General features: G+C 49.8%; 12 protein-coding genes and 1 tRNA gene. 2 read left to right on the top strand and 11 right to left on the bottom strand.

Features of this window, described 5'->3' with window-relative positions:
• Window positions 1-276: 276 nt before the first annotated feature.
• The 11 genes from V9K95_RS02045 to V9K95_RS01995 form a co-directional block, all read right to left on the bottom strand.
• Entirely contained in the window at window positions 277-3,795 is a 3,519-nt protein-coding gene (locus V9K95_RS02045; RefSeq protein ID WP_336439988.1) for a P-loop NTPase fold protein, read from the bottom strand.
• Window positions 3,796-4,160: 365 nt separating this feature from the next.
• Window positions 4,161-4,826 carry a hypothetical protein gene (locus V9K95_RS02040; RefSeq protein WP_336439989.1) on the bottom strand — a complete coding sequence of 222 codons (666 nt, stop codon included), beginning with the start codon at window positions 4,824-4,826 and terminating at the stop codon, window positions 4,161-4,163.
• Between the two features lie 367 nt (window positions 4,827-5,193).
• Complete coding sequence (locus V9K95_RS02035) at window positions 5,194-8,985, bottom strand: vitamin B12-dependent ribonucleotide reductase (RefSeq protein ID WP_336439990.1); 3,792 nt, start codon at window positions 8,983-8,985, stop codon at window positions 5,194-5,196.
• A gap of 589 nt (window positions 8,986-9,574) precedes the next feature.
• Window positions 9,575-10,006: an NUDIX hydrolase gene (locus tag V9K95_RS02030; protein ID WP_336440212.1), complete on the bottom strand. Its 432-nt coding sequence runs from the start codon at window positions 10,004-10,006 to the stop codon at window positions 9,575-9,577.
• 255 nt (window positions 10,007-10,261) lie between these two features.
• A complete protein-coding gene (gene gpt, locus V9K95_RS02025; RefSeq protein WP_115052815.1) occupies window positions 10,262-10,759 on the bottom strand; it encodes a xanthine phosphoribosyltransferase in 498 nt (165 codons plus the stop codon).
• A gap of 140 nt (window positions 10,760-10,899) precedes the next feature.
• Window positions 10,900-11,742, bottom strand: a complete 843-nt coding sequence (locus V9K95_RS02020) for a universal stress protein (RefSeq protein WP_162802476.1) — start codon at window positions 11,740-11,742, stop codon at window positions 10,900-10,902.
• Window positions 11,743-11,812: 70 nt separating this feature from the next.
• A complete protein-coding gene (locus tag V9K95_RS02015; protein ID WP_115052817.1) occupies window positions 11,813-12,571 on the bottom strand; it encodes a molybdopterin-binding protein in 759 nt (252 codons plus the stop codon).
• Between the two features lie 142 nt (window positions 12,572-12,713).
• A tRNA-Leu gene (locus tag V9K95_RS02010) sits at window positions 12,714-12,799 on the bottom strand.
• A 111-nt stretch (window positions 12,800-12,910) separates the two neighbouring features.
• Window positions 12,911-14,413, bottom strand: coding sequence for a tripartite tricarboxylate transporter permease (locus V9K95_RS02005; RefSeq protein WP_115052818.1), 1,503 nt, complete (start codon window positions 14,411-14,413; stop codon window positions 12,911-12,913).
• A gap of 9 nt (window positions 14,414-14,422) precedes the next feature.
• The gene (locus V9K95_RS02000) at window positions 14,423-14,884 is read right to left on the bottom strand and encodes a tripartite tricarboxylate transporter TctB family protein (protein WP_115052819.1); all 462 of its coding nucleotides are present in this window, start codon (window positions 14,882-14,884) and stop codon (window positions 14,423-14,425) included.
• A gap of 78 nt (window positions 14,885-14,962) precedes the next feature.
• Window positions 14,963-15,940, bottom strand: coding sequence for a tripartite tricarboxylate transporter substrate binding protein BugD (locus V9K95_RS01995; protein ID WP_115052820.1), 978 nt, complete (start codon window positions 15,938-15,940; stop codon window positions 14,963-14,965).
• Window positions 15,941-16,194: 254 nt separating this feature from the next.
• Between V9K95_RS01995 and ade the strand changes: the two genes are divergently transcribed.
• Together ade and ilvA are read left to right on the top strand one after the other, a co-directional pair.
• Window positions 16,195-18,006, top strand: a complete 1,812-nt coding sequence (gene ade / locus V9K95_RS01990; RefSeq protein ID WP_336439991.1) for an adenine deaminase — start codon at window positions 16,195-16,197, stop codon at window positions 18,004-18,006.
• Window positions 18,003-19,262 (top strand): threonine ammonia-lyase IlvA, encoded by a 1,260-nt coding sequence (gene ilvA, locus V9K95_RS01985; protein ID WP_336439992.1) that lies wholly within the window; start codon window positions 18,003-18,005, stop codon window positions 19,260-19,262. Before ade ends, ilvA begins: the two co-directional genes overlap by 4 nt.
• Window positions 19,263-19,269 lie beyond the last annotated feature (7 nt).

Genomic DNA, 19,269 nt, shown 5'->3' with positions numbered 1-19,269 from the left:
CGCGCATATTTCGCGCTCTGGTTGCAATCTACACTGAATCTCGTAAATAAAATCAGTAGTATACGACCAGATTGGCTTGTCGCTCTATCCTCCGCCATGCAATTTTGGCTTTCGCGAAAGTGCAGGAGTGCTCTGTGAGAGAGCGGACGGTGCCAAGGGTACGAAGTTCCGCAACTTCTATGCTCCTACGGGCACATTGATATGATCAAGCCGAAGACGAGGAGTGTGAGTAGAGATTTAAATTGAATTTGTTGTCGTTGTATCCAGCCTATCGGGTCACGCCTCTTCATCCTCGCTGGCCTGAGTAGGCCAAAGAAAATCAAAAATTGTCTTCGCTTTCCTTTTGCCATGGAGAAGCTCACCAACTTGCTTACTCCAATCACGGTCTTGGCAATGCTCAGAGAAATGCTTCCAAGAGCCGTCGACTTTAGCCTGGGTACTCTCTTCAGATTGCTTTACAAAGTCGGCGACCTTAATTCTTCCGACACCAAGAAACATATTCATTACAGCGCGATTGTCACCTTCCAATGCGGAGCAAAGCAACTGGCGAACAATGTTATCTTTCTCAATTCTTGTGATGCGATCGCCTACAGCTATCAAGTTGTTAATAAGTCTCGGAAACATCTGCGCAGCTTTCTCCAGTGTGGCCGCTGTGACGTCATGTAAGTCCTCTCTTATCTTCCGAAAAATATCGGCATGATAACTTGCTTCTATGGCATCCAACGCTGGATCGTAATTCAGTACGGACGGAAGAATTTCGGCCTTACCGCTTAGAGTTTCTGTGATGAACCGGATGAAAATATCCCGGAACTCGAGCTTCTTTGACACGTAGCCGGATGTAGCAATTTTCTCCAAAAGAATCGATGCAGTGTGGTCGGCGTCGTTAAGATGTTTCAACCATTCCTCAGGTGTAATCACATCTAAAAGTTCACCGACCCGGTTGTGAACGATGCTCCAGCCGCCCGTTCCGATCCCGGAAGTGTCCGAAAGAAGTCCAATTGGATAGGCCGCTAATTCGAGCGGGGCAAAGTCTTTCTGTTTGATACGAGAATCGAAGCGAGCCAGCATTGGGAGAAATTCGCGCCCAGTCGTACTTTTCAGGTAATCAAAATTCTCGATAAGGAGAGCGACACTTATCCGCGGTAATTCTTCAGTTAAGAAGGCGCTTCGAACAACACCTGCAAAAAACTGTTGATCAGGTTTCAAGCGGCCCTGTTCAAGCCAATGATCTACTTGGAGTGCTTTCTTGGCTTGTCCAGATATAATCTCGTATTGTTCCTGCGCGAGAACCAGTTTGCCATCATATAAATCCTTAAACCAGATAAACTGACTCGACTCTAATTGAACGTTTTGACCATTCATCGGTGTCGGCAAACCGCTTTGCAGCTGGACTTGTCCCGCTAGGAATAATGCGTGAGCTAGCGCGGGTGACGTCGTGTCGTCGTAGACACTATCATGCAAATTCTCATAGAACTCACTGCGTTGAAATGCTGAAAGCAGCGCAATTTCAGAACGTTTGGCTGTATCCGTGTATACCCAAACCGCGCTGAGCAATAGAATCTTGTTTATGTATGTTTCAGCGTCGTCAACATCGCTTGAAATCAACTCTTGCAAAATCGAGTTCCCTATTGCGATCCACTGATCATCATTGAGAAGTGAAACAGCTTTAAACTCCGAAAATGCGTGCAATGCCAACTCTGATTCTTCTTTGGCAATTGTTTGAAGAAAGTCATTGTCTTTTGAGAGGTCAAGCGTGGGCTTTTTGAAGTGAGAAAAAGCAACATTTGACGACGGCGTACTGCTGGCGACGCCAAATAGGAAATCAGGGCTCGTGGGAAGGGAAATTGTTTCCAGCGCGTCTTTCAAAAGGTCCCTCTGCCCAACGGCGTCGAGCGAATGATACACTTGATCGACAAAATTGATCCAGTTTCGACCTTGTCCGGCATCATTGCTGTCGGCTCCTTCTATGCTGCTGAGGACGCAGGACAGCAAGTTTTGCGTTAAGCCTAATAGTTCAATTGGCTCGCATAGACCATAGAGCTTGAGATAAGGAGTATAGATATTCGGCGTTAATTCGATGCTATGTACTTGCTGAAAAGCCTCGACAAGAGATTTGCAAAAGTGTCTTCGAGCATTGCCGCTATAGTTCTTGCTCAGGGCAGCAAAATTTACGATCACGATACTATAATCGCCGCTGCTTTGCCATTCTTGCATATTGTCCTGGATGACCTCATTGACCCGTAAGTCAAATCCTGGGGAATTTGCCAGAGCAATTAGTTCGTCAGGCCCAGTAGCCACGGCGGATTGCTTTATCTTGTCATCAAGTAGCAACTGAAATGCCAAGCCGGGCTCTACATTAAATATGATGGCAGCTAGGTTTCTTTCGAGATTGTCGTCTGAGGCAATTGCTCTAAGTCTATCGTCGATAAGTGTTTTTTCACTCAAACGACCAGGATAGGCCTCAAGAGCATCTTGATAAGCGATATAAATCGCAATCGTGGGCAACGCTATTTGAAACTCGTGAAGGACGTACAACCCAGTCAGTTCGTTGATGAATGAGATGATCTGACGGGGCGTAGCCTTTCCATTTTCTACCCGCAGAATACGATTGAAAATAAGGTACACACGAAATAGCTCGTCGGTGTCAGAAAACCCTGACAGAGCTTCGCCGATCTTTTGCAAGAAAAAGTCGCGCGAATTGGACATAACGGGAGGCGATACTGTCAAGATTTCATCAAACGTTTTCGAGAAAATCTCGCGGCTGCCTAGTGATGAGATGGAGCCAAAGTTTTCAACGCTATCAGTCGATGGTGCGTCGTCCTTTCCTTCGATAAGATGCCTATCGTAGGGGACTATAGCTGTCACAGGGTTCTTGTTTCCGGTAGTCTTTGAGAGTGGTCCACGTGAGAAAACTGCCCGAACGAGAGCCCAATAGTCCGCGATTTCCTTTTTGGGCAACCTGTCAATGTTGTCCAAGACCATGACAACCCTGATATTTTTGCCTTGTACTACGGTGAGAATTTCCCGCAATGTTGACTGAAACTCAAAATCATTAGGATCAGTCTCCCGAATATACTGTGTAACTTCCTGGTTCTCGTATTGTCGAGCACTTATCAGTAGTGTCTGCGAGATTGCGATCCGAAGTTTGGCAAAGGTCTGCCGCCAAGTTTTGGTATTTTTACCCTTGTGAATCCAATACTTGCCGAACGCTTTAAGAAAAGTGAGACCTAGAACGATATATAAAGTGAGGGCTGGCCACGATAACAGAAAGCCGATCTCGTCTTTGGCCTCTCTCGCGGTATCGAATCCTGCCTTTGCCCAAAAGTAGTAAATGGGAAGAAAGGGCAGGAACAAGAGTACTGCAATCCCATACCAATCTAAGATTGACTGGTTGTTTGAGTGTATTTCTCTAACCTTCCCTTTGACCTTTTTTTCAATTTCTTCGAGTTCTCGAGCCCTTTCTGTAAATGTCAATTTGGTCCAATCGAGAAAATGCTCCAAAAAAGAACGTCGGAACGAAGACCCCTGTGATTTCCAAATGTCAAAAGTGAAGAAATGAAACTTAACCTTTCCGGATATTACAGCGCTCCGCAGCTTGCGTTCGGCGATTTCGACAACACTCGACTTACCGCTACCCCAAGGACCATCCAGTCCTATAGCTCGATCTTCTTCGCGAAAATTGGCAATTGCTTTTGCCAATGCATCAGCAGTTCTATCATGACCTTTGCCGCGAAAAAGATCCTCAGCGGAGGGTTGATCAATAAGGATCTTTCGTTCGATTGGATTGACAGTCATTTACAACTCTCTGAAGCAGTTCTAAAATCAATGAAGTCAAAAAATACCGATATCGGTTTGTAATTACTTCAATAATCAAAGTAAAATTATGGTTGGGCATCCACAAGGGGGCGTGATTAATCTGTTGTGGAAAGTTTTAGGAGCTCCCCGGCGACGAGAAACGACCGACATCTTGATCAAGATCATCCGATTCTGATAAATTGCCCGACACATCGGCTGTTTCAGACTGTTGCTTTTCGCAGAATGGTTGGCTTTACGCTTGCTCACAGGTGCGAACTAGGAAAAGACCTGGAAAAGAAAAAGCCCGAACTTGCTAGTTCGGGCGTTTAGATTCTAGTGTCCTTTTGAAAGCAAGGATATTGGAATCAAAACGGTCGCGAAGGTGACGGCGAACGTATGACTTCACCTTCTGGTGTGCGCTCCAATTCCTGAGTTACACGATCGAATTGTGTTTCGATTCTTGCGGCCATCGCGCGACCAAGGAACGACGTTTCGGCGGCAAGATCCAATGGATAAAGTTCCGAATCTCTTAGTGAAAGCACAGCAATATCGTCTAACGATATTTCCGTCGCACGATATTGTTCGGTAAACAGGGACAGTGCCGAGTAGACAATTCGAGGTGAAAGATTTGCTGTTTTGGTGTTCCAGATGTGAACAGCCGTATTACGGCCAGCAATACGTATGCCAAAATTAGGCGTGAAGTTCACTTTGAATCGATCATTGGGGCTTTGGTATATAGCCGGAGCGACGTGGAAGATTTCTCCAGGATTCTGATTTCTCCAAATCAAGAGTCTTTCCAGCCCAGCCCGTACTGACTCTCGCTCAGGGGGCTTAACGATAGTGGCGATCGAACGCATCACCTCGTCTGGGGTGTGGCCGCCTGATATCAATTGTTCGATTCGAAGACGCAGTGAACGATGAAAATCATATCCATCACCAGACGGCACAAGGCGGGTTCGGATGATCGAACGCTGAGGCTTATCGTTTGAGGCCAATAGCTTCAGGTAGGCTGAAAATCCAAAAGTCGGCATGCAAGTCTCCTACAATTTCATTGATTGGCCCCCCCATACCAATCCGTGTTGTTAAGTTGCTAACCACCAACGCTGATCTACAGCTCGACATTTCCATTTTTCCGGACAGAACTACGCCCGACAAGCCCCTTGATAAACGCATGACTAATTCTGAAAAAAGCTCCGTAAGTGTCGCTGCATTTCTCACAGTTCGAACAAGTGCCAATTCAAACCACATTCTGATCTTCGTTCTTGGGTTCCCCACCTTGGGGAACCCATTTTCTCGGAGATATTTTTTCCGCTAAGTCTTTGACTTCGTTAGTAGCAGAACGGAACATTGGGTCCTAAATACAGAACTTTGGGTCTCCCACCAGAAATATTTCGACAGTTAGCTGCAGCCGCTTGTGCTTCCGCACGTGTCACACTTGAGGCATGTTCCGTTGCGCACCATCGTAAAATTGGAGCATTCGGAGCAGCTATCACCGGTATAACCTTGCATCATCGATTTGATGCGGCGATCGGAAATAACTTTCTTCGCTGCTGCCTTAGCTTCTTCGGCCGCTGCTTCCGCATCGGTGTCCTCAAACAATGCAGTTGACGGGCTTTGCTCCGGTTTAGACTGCTCTTCGTAATCCCGTTTGAAGCCAGTGGATTCCTGCGTTGTGGCAGCAATGACAGGTTTTGTTGCAAGCGCCGTTGCGGAGCGGCTGGCAAGGGTCATGACATTTGATGACGCAGCTGCCTTTGGCGCGCTAACTACGCCTGTCCCTCCTGCGTTGCTAAAACCCTTTGGATCAGCCTTGCCGGGCGAAACAACTGTAAGGGACGCGCCGCGTGTCAAGCCTTTGGAGACTGGTTCGGCTTTACCTTCTGAAATGCCGCGCCCAAGTGACGTGTTTGAAAAGTCGGACTGATCGACGTGCGCAAGGTCATGGCGATCAAGATAGGAGACAGCCAATTCACGGAAGAGATAATCAAGGATCGATGTTGCATTCTTGATCGCATCATTGCCCTGAACCATGCCAGCCGGTTCAAACTTCGTGAAGGTAAATGCCTCAACATATTCTTCAAGCGGCACGCCATACTGCAGGCCAAGCGAGATCGCGATGGCAAAGTTGTTCATCATTGCCCGGAAGGCAGCGCCTTCCTTGTGCATGTCGATGAAGATTTCGCCCAAACGCCCATCATCGAATTCGCCGGTGCGCAGATAGACCTTATGGCCACCAACAACTGCCTTTTGAGTATATCCCTTGCGGCGGTTCGGCAATTTCTCACGATCATGAACATATTTCTCGACAATACGCTCTACGATCTTTTCAGTGATCTGTACTGCGCGAGCGGCAGCCGGGGCTTCAACATAGGCTTCGATCGCATCATCCGCATCTTCGTCCTCATCGGCGAGAAGGGAGGCGTTGAGTGGCTGAGAAAGCTTGGAACCATCGCGGTAAAGCGCGTTTGCCTTGAGAGCCAGTTTCCACGAAAGCATGTAAGCGGATTTGCAATCCTCGACAGTGGCTTCATTGGCCATGTTGATGGTCTTGGAGATCGCACCAGAAATAAAAGGCTGCGCAGCGGCCATCATTCGAATGTGGCTATCTACCGAGAGATAGCGTTTCCCGATCTTGCCGCATGGATTGGCGCAATCAAATACTGGATAATGCTCTTCCTTGAGGAATGGAGCGCCTTCCAAGGTCATGGCACCGCAAATGTGCACATTGGCGGCTTCAATTTCTTTCTTCGAGAAGCCAAGAGCTGGCAAAATCTCGAAGGACACGTCGTTGAGCTGCTCATCGGTGAAGCCGAGAACATTCTTGGCAAAATCTTCACCAATGGTCCATTTGTTCACTGCGAATTTGATATCAAAGGCAGATTTCAATGCGGTATTGAGCGTTGCGATGATCTCGTCCGTGAAGCCTTTGGCCTTCAGCGAGCCGGGATTGATCGCCGGAGCTTGATTGAGATTGCCGTGCCCGACAGCATATGCTTCGATCTCAGCAATCTGACTCTCCGAATAACCGAGAGTGCGCAATGCTTCCGGAACGGCGCGATTGATGATCTTGAAATAACCGCCGCCAGCAAGTTTCTTGAACTTCACGAGTGCAAAATCTGGCTCAATACCAGTGGTATCGCAATCCATGACCAAGCCGATTGTGCCAGTTGGGGCGATGACCGTGGCTTGCGCATTACGGAAACCGTGCTTCTCACCGAGCTCGAGTGCTTTATCCCAAGCTGACTTTGCATGCGTAATGAGGTCTTGATCCGGGCAGTGATCGGCGATCAATGCGACAGGGTTTACAGCAAGGCCTTCATAACCCTGCTTTTCACCATGGGCTGCGCGTTTGTGATTGCGGATTACACGCAACATATTGGCTGCATTGGGCGCATAACCGGCAAAAGCGCCGAGTTCTTTCGCCATTTCGGCGGAGGTAGCATAAGAGACACCCGTCATGATGGCGGTGAGGGCGCCGCCAATGGCGCGGCCTTCATCACTGTCATAAGGAATGCCGGAGGTCATCAGCAAGCCGCCAATATTGGCATAGCCGAGACCGAGCGTGCGATATTCATAAGATAGTTTAGCAATTTCCTTTGAAGGGAACTGCGCCATCATGACGGATATTTCAAGTACGATTGTCCATAGGCGAGCAGTGTGTTCGTAGCCTGTAATATCGAACTTGCCATCCTTGCCGCGATAGGTCAGCAGGTTGATCGAAGCGAGGTTACAAGCCGTATCGTCAAGGAACATATATTCCGAGCATGGATTGGAGGCGCGGATCGGACCGGCGGCGGGGCAGGTGTGCCAGTCATTCATTGTTGTGTTGAAATGGAGACCCGGATCAGCCGAGGCCCAAGCCGCATAGCCAATCTTTTCCCATAGGTCACGGGCCTTCAGGGTCTTCATGACCTTGCCGTCCTTGCGAGCAGTCAAATTCCAGTCGCCATCATTTTCTACGGCGCGCAGGAATTCGTCCTTCAGAGAAACGGAGTTGTTTGAGTTCTGGCCAGCCACAGTCAGATAGGCTTCAGAATCCCAATCTGTATCATAGGTTTTGAAGTCGATATCCGTGTAACCCTGCTTGGCAAACTGGATAACGCGCTGAATGTAATTTTCTGGAACCTGGTTCTTCTTCGCGGCCTTGATTTCACGCTTTAAAGCGGGGTTTTTCAAGGGCTCATAGCAATCCCCATTGTCAGCTTCGCAGTTGACGCAAGCTTTCATGATTGCAGTAAGATGCTGCTTGACGATTTTGGACCCTGTGACGAGAGCAGCAACTTTTTGCTCTTCCTTCACTTTCCAATCAATATAATCCTCAATATCGGGATGATCGACGTCTACGACGACCATTTTGGCAGCGCGACGCGTTGTGCCGCCTGATTTAATCGCACCAGCAGCACGGTCGCCAATTTTCAGAAACGACATAAGGCCGGAGGAGCGACCGCCACCGGAAAGCTTCTCGCCTTCGCCGCGAAGGTAAGAGAAGTTTGAGCCTGTGCCTGAACCATATTTAAAGAGACGGGCTTCACGAACCCAAAGATCCATGATGCCGCCTTCGTTGACAAGGTCATCAGCAACAGACTGAATGAAGCAGGCATGAGGCTGCGGATGTTCATAGGATGATTTTGATTTCGTCAGTTTGCCGGTCTCGGGATCAACGTAATAATGTCCCTGACCCGGGCCATCAATACCGTAAGCCCAGTGCAGGCCGGTATTGAACCATTGCGGCGAATTCGGCGCAACGCGTTGTGTTGCCAGCATATAGGCAAGTTCATCGCGGAAGGCGAGGGCGTCCGCTTCGCTATCAAAATACTTACCCTTCCAGCCCCAATAGGTCCAAGTACCCGCCAGGCGATCGAAAACCTGGCGCGCATCCATCTCAGAACCATAACGCTCATCGGCTGGCAGAGCGGCCAATGCCTCTTCATCAGCCACAGAACGCCACAACCAGGATGGTACGGAGTTCTCTTCAACTTTCTTGAGCTTGGCAGGCACCCCGGCTTTGCGGAAATATTTTTGAGCCAGAATATCGGCTGCCACTTGACTGAACTGGGCCGGAACATCGATGTTCTCGAGGCGGAACACAACCGATCCGTTCGGGTTCTTGATTTCGCTTGTCGCCACGCGAAACTCTAGATCCGCGTAAGCAGACTGGTTCTCTTTTGTAAAACGCCGTTCGATCCGCATCTGTTTGGTCCTTGTCTCTCTATATATAGTGTTCAACCGGCGCCATGTGAAGCGTTGAGCCTGCCCTGAGCGCAATCCCATTGTCCCTGGTCAAATGCTTGAAACCAGTTCTGCATCCCGATCCGTCTTCAATGTGCGCTACCGCTACATTTTCGAACCGGATGGTTCTCTTGAACGTCTGTCGTTCGATTCTTACCTTATTTCCGCATCACACTATCTGGTAGAAATTCTGCCTGCAAACGCTAAATATAGTATTAACAAGAGAATAATTCAAATTTTGAATGCTCTCTCATTTGCCTGCAGTGCACAAATTCACCGAACGTGTTTTCGTAAGAAAACAGCGTCTAAGACTTTGCTCAAACTGGAAAAAAACCGGTTACCGACACTCCGGTCACGCTACTAACGCAACGGTCTCCTATAAAAAGTGACTCGATGGTTTGCGTCAAGAAATAGTTTCTGACAAATTTATGACCGCAACATCTTGTGTGTCACATATGTGGATAACGGGGAGAACTGATTAGCCGCATTGATAAAACGGTACAACTCCACGTCGACAAAAACTGTGGAGTTTAGAGTGGGCGGTCTGTGGTCAGCGAGGAATCCGGTAGGGATCGAAGCTCATCAGAAGAGCTTTAAGTTCGGGCTCTTCAACGCGTGACGCAGATTCTTCAAGGCTGACCCATTCGAGCCGTCGTTCACCACGTTCGGGCCATTTCTTTTCCTGGCGGATAAATTCCAGCGGAAAAACATCTACAATGAAATCACCGATCTCACCTTCACACATATCGTCCTTTTCGTAACGATATGTGCCCACTGAGAATGGGCTGATGTCGCCCCTGACTCCTGCTTCTTCATATGCTTCCGCTTCCGCAGAGCATGCAAAAGTTTTACCGACCTGTGGCCAGCCCTTCGGCAAGACCCACCGGCCAGTGCCACGGCTGGTGATCAGAAGAACTTCGGGAACGTCTTTCTTTAATCTATAAACAAGCGCAGCAACCTGCCGAACCCGGCCATCAGGCATCTCGGTCCGTTTCGCAGTCACCAATTCGTCTTTGTAGACTATATTCAAGGTTCCACTCATTCTTTCTTGTTATCAGCAAGATTGAACCGATTCGTGCAAATCGCAACTGATCATCGGCTACACTTCTTTGCTTAAACGCGACTTGTGACATTTTTTTGAACAGCAGTGCAAAAAGATCACAACTATGAGCAGAGCCTCTTGTTCCTTCGTTTTGCTTATTTTTATCGGTAGGATGATCGGCGATCTACCGATCCATCACCCTTTATGGCCTTTGGTTATAGGTTCCTGATATGTCAGGCCCATGTCCCAAGGAAAATAAATCCATGTATCCTGAGAGACTTCGGTCACAAAGGTATCAATGAGTGGTCGACCTTTGGGTTTTGCATAAACAGTAGCAAAATGTGCCTTTGGCATCATGGCGCGAACAATAGCGGCCGTTTTCCCAGTATCGGTCAGGTCGTCGATCACAAGGATTCCCTCACCGCCATTTTCCAGAAGGCGAGCATCCACATCTTTGAGAACTTTGAGTTCTCCTTGCTCATCGTAATCATGATAGGAGGCAATGCAGACAGTCTCGATCATGCGTATGCCGAGTTCGCGGCAAATAATTGCAGCTGGAACGAGGCCGCCTCTGGTGATTGCGACCATAGCTCGCCATTCACGCTGCATACCAGCAACACGCCATGCCAATGCACGGGCATCGCGATGGAATTGATCCCAGGATACCGGAAAGGCTTTGTCGGGCAGGGACATTGGATGCACTCCATAGATCAAGCGAGGAAGCGGGAAACCGCAAGGAATGCAACTCGCAATAGCGGGAAAAGCTGGCTCATGGCAAGCAGCTTGCATTGGTTACCCACGTTTAGTGCAATTAACCTGGCACTTATGACAGTTTAGCGCGACATCAGCGTCAAGCACGGCATATCATTCATCATCGACGTGGTTACCCCACCAAACACCCATTCCTTCAGGCGCGACTGGCTGTAAGCGCCCATAACAAATAGATTTGCCCCATTATCTGCAATTCTGCGCCTAAGGATCTTGTCGGTCGGTTCGCCATTGGAATCAATGGTTGACGGATTTACGTTCACACCATGACGACGAAGCGCATCAGAAAGTGGCGTGCCGGGTATATCTACATTCGGGTCGGTAGACTTTCTTGGATCAACCCAAAGAATGTCAACGCTTTCCGCTTTGATCAGCAATGGCAGGGAATCAAACGCGGCGCGAGAAGCTTCGCGCTTGCCGTTGAATGCAACGACCACACGGTCAATCTTTTCGGGCAGTTGTGTCTTGTACGGCACGAAAAGCACAGGACGCCCGCTTTCCATGACCAAGGGGTCAGTGACGTCATTGACGCTATCAGGGTCACTAGGGTCAGGCTGACCCGCAATTATTATATCTGCGCGCAGGGCGCTTTGAGTAACGCCCGCTGATGGACTGCTGCTCTCCGAGCGCACGATACGAAATTCATGCGAAATCGTTGTTTTCGCCATTTCTGCGTTGAACGCTGCGGTTATTGCCGCTGCATTTTCTTTATGCCGCTGCTCATGTGCCTCAAACAATGTCGTGTCGGCAAAGCCTGTGGGATCAGCATAAACGATGGGTGAGGGGATTGTATAAAGGCCAATAATATGGGTCCGCTCGCTCGACGAGGCGATCAATCTGGCAGCGCCGATAACCCGTTTTGCTTCCCGTTCACTGCGAATAAAAGCGATGATGGTGCGAAATGCCATTTTGGCCTCCATTGTCTTTGTGCCATCGAAACATGGCTGACTACAGTATACAGCCAGAACGAGCCGTGCGTTAGCGTGGAAGTTGCGTTGCTTCCAGATTTGCGATCATGGCTTTAACGGCAGATACAGCAGAGGCCAGCTTCGCCGCGTCCCGGGCACGGACAACAAGCTCCGTGGAAAAACGACCGTTCTCATATTTAGGGTATGACCCTATGATTGTGTCTGGGTTTTCAGCTTGTATGTTGCCCAATGCAACCGCGATGGAACCCTCACCAAATGGACAATTCACTGATTGCGAAAGTAGCTGCGTGCCTACTTTCAATGTTGGAATAACATTGTCCAGCATAGCTTGAAAGATGGAAGGTACGCCGGCCATAACGTACACATTTTCCAGGTTGAACCCGGGAGCGGTTGAAACCGGATTGTCTATATGGATTGCACCTCTTGGCATCCTCGCCATGCGCTGACGACTTTCTGTAAACTCGATACCCCTTGAAGCGTAATTGTCCCCCATGATTTTCATCGCCTTGGCGTCATGTTCGCATGGCACACCAAATGCTACGGAGACAGCATCAGCGGTGATGTCGTCATGCGTCGGACCGATACCACCAGAGGTAAAAACATAATCATAACGCTGGCGCAGGCTGTTCAACGCCTCAACAATTCGGCCTTGTTCGTCCGGAACTATGCGAACTTCCTCGAGATCAATCCCAATGGCGGTCAGAATATCGGCAAGATGGCCGATGTTTTTGTCCTTGGTGCGCCCGGAGAGCAATTCATCACCAATCGCGAGCATGGCGGCTGTCACGATTTTATTGTCATTAGTCATTGAAACACTCCTGATGGGAACAGGAACGTAGTTCCCGAAACGTACCGCTGCAAGCCCCGCCAGACAAACTGTTCATTGTGTTGGCCTGGTCGTAAATACATTGCAAAACAACAAAAAACCCGGCGGAAAGCCGGGTTCATGTTGGTGCGGACGGCGGGACTTGAACCCGCATGACCAATGGCCGACAGATTTTAAGTCTGTTGTGTATACCAATTCCACCACGTCCGCGTGACTATGCTTTTCAACGGTTCAATCGATTCCGTCAACGGTGTTTTAGCAAGTTATCGCATTGATACCGGTCCGAAATGAATTTCGGACCGGTTACCATAACTGCCTTGATCAATCCTCGACAAACACCTCATCGCGTTTTTTGCGGATGCTGGGCAGGAGCACTACCACAAGTACAGCTGCCGCAAGCAGCAATAGCGTCAAACTGATTGGCCGCGTGACAAATGTCGTGGCATCGCCGCGTGACATGATCATGGCGCGCCGCAGATGTTCTTCCAGAAGCGGACCCAATACAAAGCCGAGCAGCAAGGGGGCAGGTTCACAGCGGAGCTTGGCCAGAACATACCCAATCAGCCCGAAGAATGCGACCGCGAAGAGATCAAAGACGTTGGAATTAACGCTGTAAACACCGATGGAGCAGAACGCGATGATCGCCGGGAAGAGCATATAATAGGGAATAGTCAGAAGCTTAACCCAAAGCCCGATCAGCGGCAGGTTTAGCAGGATCAGCATAAGATTACCGATCCACATTGATGCGATGATGCCCCAAAAAAGAGCTGGCTGTTCAGTCGCCACATTTGGTCCGGGGACAATGCCCTGAATGATCATAGCGCCGATCATCAGCGCCATGACCGGGTTGGCCGGGATGCCAAGTGTCAGCATTGGTATGAATGATGTTTGAGCGCCGGCATTATTTGCAGATTCTGGACCCGCAACGCCAGCCACAGCGCCTTTGCCGAACTCTTGAGGCGTTTTCGACATGCGCTTTTCGACAGTATAAGAGGCAAAAGATGCGAGAATTGCGCCGCCCCCAGGCAATATGCCGAGTGCAGAGCCGATAGCAGTGCCACGCAAAATCGGCGCCGTCATCTCCTTCCAATCCTGTTTGGTTGGCCAAAGATTAGTGACCTTTTTAATCATGACATCCCGGTCATGTTCATTTTCGAGATTGCGGAGAATTTCTGCAATACCAAAGACGCCAACCGCAACGGCCACAAAGTTCAACCCGTCTGAAAGCTCCAAGATCCCAAGATTGAACCGAGGCGTTCCCGTATAAATATCGGTGCCGACAAGCCCCAATAGTAGTCCTAGAACGACCATTCCCAGTGCCTTGACCACTGAACCATGGGCGAGGGCAATGGATGAAACGAGACCGACGATCATAAGGGAGAAATATTCGGCAGAACCGAACTTCAACGCAACTGCGGTCAGCGGGGGGGCGAAGACTGCAACCAATATGGTGGAAACTGTTCCAGCAAAGAAAGAGCCAATAGCGGCAATAGCCAATGCGGCACCTGCTCGACCTTTCCTGGCCATTTGATAGCCATCAATTGCTGTGACGGCGGAAGACGATTCACCCGGCATGTTAATCAAAATAGCCGTTGTCGAACCACCATATTGGGCGCCGTAATAGATGCCCGCCAACATGATCAGCGAAGATACCGGCTCCAGTTGAAAAGTAATTGGCAAGAGCATCGCAATCGTTGCTGTTGCGCCGATGCCGGGCAATACACCGATAAGTGTGCCGAGGATAACGCCGATGAAACAAAAGAAGAGGTTCCATGGGGCGCCTGCGGTGGTGAACCCGAGTACAAGATTGTTAAAGAGTTCCACGATGTGTCCTCACTGTCCGAGCCAAGGGCCAAAGCGGCGAAATGGCAGTCCCAATGCGTAACTGAAGACGACGACGGAGAAGATCGTCAGACCGCAGACAAGAAGCAGAGCCATACCAGGCCGCATTTTGTTGCTTGCAAATGCTGCAATCAAAGCAGTTAAAAACAGCGATGGAACAAATCCCAGGCCGCGAATAGTAAGGCCGAAAAAAATAGGAGCTGGCAGGATGAGCAGCATCCCGCGCCATGCGATTGGGCCCATCGGCTCATGTTCGATCTGCGTTCCCTGAATGATAACGATTACGCCCAGGACGATTAGGATTCCAGCCAGCACGAAAGGGAAATAGCCAGGGCCCATTCGAAATGCTGTTCCGAGATCAAGTCCATAAGCCTGTATCGCAAAGAACAAACCCGCAAGAATGAAAAATAGACCGCATACAATGTCGCGAGTACTGAAACTCAAGGATTTCATTTATCCCCCCAGTCGCCGTTTTCCGGCTTTGCTTAAACAAAAGGACCGGGGCATCGTAACGCCCCGGTAAATGCTGAATTAATCTGCGTATTGACCGGCAGCTTCAATGATGGGCTTCCAGCGTGTCACTTCGCTTTCGAGCTTTGACTTCAAGCCTGCCGGGGTAGCTTCTGCATCTGTCACGGGCACTGTGCCAAGTTCGGCAAATCGGGCAACAATGTTCGGATCCTTCAGGGCCTTTTGCAGCGACGCTGATAGTTTCTCAGTCACTTCGCTCGGCGTGCCTTTGGGAGCGTAGATACCGTGCCAAATGCCTACTTGCATTCCTGGAAGGCCAGCTTCCTCAACAGTTGGGACATCTGGAAGGGCATCGAGACGCTTAGCTGACGTCACTGCATAGGCCTTGATGGTGCCGCCTTTGATCTGCTTGGTCGTATTGGTTGTCTGATCACACATCAAATCAACCTGACCGCCGAGCAAATCGGTCATCGCAGGTCCTGTACCCTTGTACGGAACAGTCACAAGCGGAACTTTGATTTCATTCATGAACAACATGCCACAAAGGTGCGAGGCAGCGCCGATACCGGCATTGGCCAGACTGATCTTGTCCGCATTGGCCTTCACATATTCTACGAGACCTTTCAGATCGGTTGCTTCGAAATCTTTCTTCGCAACGATGGTCATTGGCACGTCGGTCACAAGGCCAACATATTCAAACGCATTCAACGTATCATAAGGAAGCTTACGATACAGCGTTGCGCTGGTTGCCATGCCAATGTGATGCAAAAGCAACGTGTAACCATCGGGGTCGGCCTTGGCTACCTGAGAAGCACCCAAAGTGCCGCCGGCGCCACCGACATTCTCCACCAGAATTTGTTGCCCGAGATCTTTTGACATTGTTTCTGCTACCAGCCGGGTAACAGTGTCGGTTGGGCCGCCCGCAGCAAATGGCACAACCATTGTAATGTTGCGCTCGGGGTAACCTTGAGAAAAAGCAGTGCTGGATGCCAAGGCAAATGTTGCGGTGGCTGCCAGAGAAATTAGTATCTTGCGCATTAAACACTCCTCCCAGAATACGGCTTGTAAATAGAGCTAGCCTTTTTTACGAAACAGATATTGCCGGGCTCCTCCGAGGTCTGGCAGAATCTGTATGATTTCCATTAGCGCTCTATCGGAGGCAAGCGCGGCCAGTATGTCAAGCATTTCATGGGCTTCGCATAATTTTTTGAGAAAATCTCTTGAGGTAGAGTGCTCAAAGCCGTTTTCGTATATGCAAGAGTGAGATGTAAAAGACGATACGAGGTAATTGGATGTCAAAGCAGGATAGGGCCAACAAGCCAGAGAGCTGGACGCAATCAGCCCCATTGCTGGTGGATGTAGCCATGGGACGCCACGCTGCGGACCTCGTCGTGCGAAATGGCCGTCTGGTAAGCGTATATTCCGGTGAAATAATAGCGGGTATTGATATTGCCATTATTGCCGGGCGTTTTGCATTCGTCGGTCATGGCGCGGAACACTGCATCGGGCCAAAAACCAAAGTCGTTGATGCAGCTGGGCGTTATTTGGTGCCGGGCCTTTGTGATGCCCATATGCACGTTGAAAGCGGCATGGTCACCGTTACTGAATTCACCCGTGCCGTTATTCCGCATGGCACGACATCAATGTTTATAGACCCGCATGAAATCGCCAATGTTTTGGGATTGGAAGGCGTACGCCTGATGCATGATGAAGCACTTGGCATGCCGATTAACGTGCATGTGCAAATGCCTAGTTGTGTGCCGTCAGCTCCGGGTTTGGAGAATGCAGGCGCAGCCATAAGTCCATCGGATGTGGCCGAGGCGATGACTTGGCCCAATATTGTTGGGCTGGGCGAGGTTATGAACTTTCCAGGTGTTGCCAATAATGATGCCACGATGCGCGGCGGCATTGATGCCACAGTCAAAGCTGGCAAAACCGTTGGCGGTCATTTTGCTTCACCGGAGTTGGGGCGCGCTTTCCATGGTTATGTGGCTGGTGGTCCCGAAGACGATCATGAAGGCACGCGAATGGAAGATGCGATGGCACGCGTGCGCCAGGGTATGCGCGCGATGCTGCGCCTCGGCTCTGCCTGGTACGATGTTGCAAGCCAGATCAAGGCGGTAACCGAGCAGGGGCTCGACTCCCGCAATTTCATCCTTTGTACCGATGACAGTCATTCCGGAACGTTGGTCAATGACGGGCATATGGATCGCGTTGTAAGACATGCGATCGCACAGGGACTTAAGCCAGTTACCGCAATTCAGATGGCGACGCTTAATACTGCACAGCATTTCCGGCTTGAGCGCGAGATCGGATCAATCACACCGGGGCGGCTGGCGGATTTTCTTATCGTATCAGATCTTCCGAACCTCGTTATTGATCGCGTTTATGCGCGCGGAACGCTTCTGGCGGAAAAAGGCAAGTTAATTGCCGACATTCCAGCGTATGACTATCCCTCATTCGCCAAAAATACGATTAAGCTGGGTAAAAAGCTGAAAGCCAAAGATTTTGATATTGCCGCACCCAAGCCCGGAAAACACGTGACGGCGCGGGTGATCGGTGTGATCGAAAATCAGGCTCCGACAAAAGCGCTTGAAGCGGATTTGCCCGTTTCTGACGGCATCGTGCAAATGGATCGCCGCAATGATGTTTGCCAGATAGCTCTCGTGGAACGTCATCGCGGAACCGGCGCTGTCGTAAACGGATTTGTGTCAGGCTTCGGTTATACGCTCGATTGCGCCATGGCTTCGACAGTCGCCCATGACAGTCATCACATGATCGTCGTTGGTACGAATAAGGAAGACATGGCAAAAGCCGCCAATCGTCTCGGTGAGGTGGGCGGTGGCGTGGTCCTGTTTTCAAAGGGACGTGAGTTGGCATTGGTCGAAATGCCCATCGCGGGTTTGATGTCTGATCAGCGCGCTGAAGTGGTTGCGGCCAAAGCTGACAAGCTGGTGAATGTCATGCGGGCAATGGGGTGCAGCCTCAACAACGCCTATATGCAGCACTCCTTGCTGGCACTCGTCGTCATTCCGGAATTGCGCATCTCCGATGTCGGGATTATCGATGTCCGAACATTTGAAAAGGTTGATTTGTTTCTATGACTGCTTTTGCCAAGGCTGTCGCTTTAGCGACCACCAAGATGCGTGTGCTTTTTCCGGAAACGCCGCTTCAACTCAATCACTACCTTTCGCAGAAATATGGCGCGCAGATTTGGTTGAAACGCGAGGATTTATCGCCAGTCCGTTCCTATAAGATCAGAGGCGCGTTCAATTTCATCTCGCACTATCTGAACACAAACAAATCCGCAGATGCGGTGTTCGTTTGCGCCTCTGCGGGTAACCATGCTCAAGGGTTTGCTTTTATTTGCCGGCATTTTGGCAAAAAGGGCGTTGTCTTCATGCCCGTCACGACGCCGCAGCAGAAAATTGACAAGACGCGCAGTTTCGGCGGCGAATTCATCGAAATCCGGCTTGTCGGCGATATTTTCGATCAATGCTATGCAGCAGCACGGACATTCGAAACGGAAATGGGTGCCGTTATGGTGCCCCCCTTCGATCATATGGATATTATAACAGGGCAGGCGACTGTTGCGTATGAAATTGCAGCCCAACTGCCTGATGAGCGCAAGCCCGACTTGATGATTCTTCCTGTTGGCGGAGGAGGTCTTTCCGGTGGCGTGACGCGCTATCTTTCTGATCTTGGCTGGGAAACACAATTTTGTTTTGTGGAACCGGCAGGTGCTCCGAGCCTAAAGCGCAGCTTGGAAGCCGGGAAGCGGGTGAAACTTGAAGCCGTGGATAACTTTGTTGATGGCGCTGCTGTTGGCGAGATCGGGCGTGAAAATTTCAAACTTCTCAAAGGCTTCAGTCCGAACTCTGTCACTTTGATTCCGGAAAACAGGCTCAGCTCAACCATATTGGAGATGCTGAACGTCGAGGGCATCGTAGTTGAGCCAGCTGGTGCCTTGGCCATTGACGCACTTAAGGATTTCAAAAAAGCCGATCTGAAAGGTAAGCGGGTCGTGCTTGTCATATCTGGCAGCAATTTCGATTTTGAAAGACTGCCAGAGCTTAAAGAACGATCACAGCGCTATGAAGGCTTGAAAAAATACTTCATTTTCCGGTTCCCGCAAAGACCGGGAGCTTTGCGCTCATTCCTGGATTTGCTCGGTCCTGAAGACGATGTTGCTCGCTTTGAGTATTTGAAGAAGTCAGCGCGCAACTTTGGTTCTGTGCTTATCGGCATCGAAACCAAAAACAGGAAGAATTTTGACGTATTGTTCAAACGGTTCGACGAGGCAGGCTGGGCTTATCAAGACATCACAGATAATGAAACGATTGCCGGGATGATCATCTAGGAGGGCG

Source organism: Phyllobacterium sp. CCNWLW183 (genome assembly GCF_037203775.1).
GTDB lineage: Bacteria > Pseudomonadota > Alphaproteobacteria > Rhizobiales > Rhizobiaceae > Phyllobacterium > Phyllobacterium ifriqiyense.
Note: the sequence above shows the minus strand (reverse complement) of the source record. Positions and strands in the feature narration are given on the sequence as shown.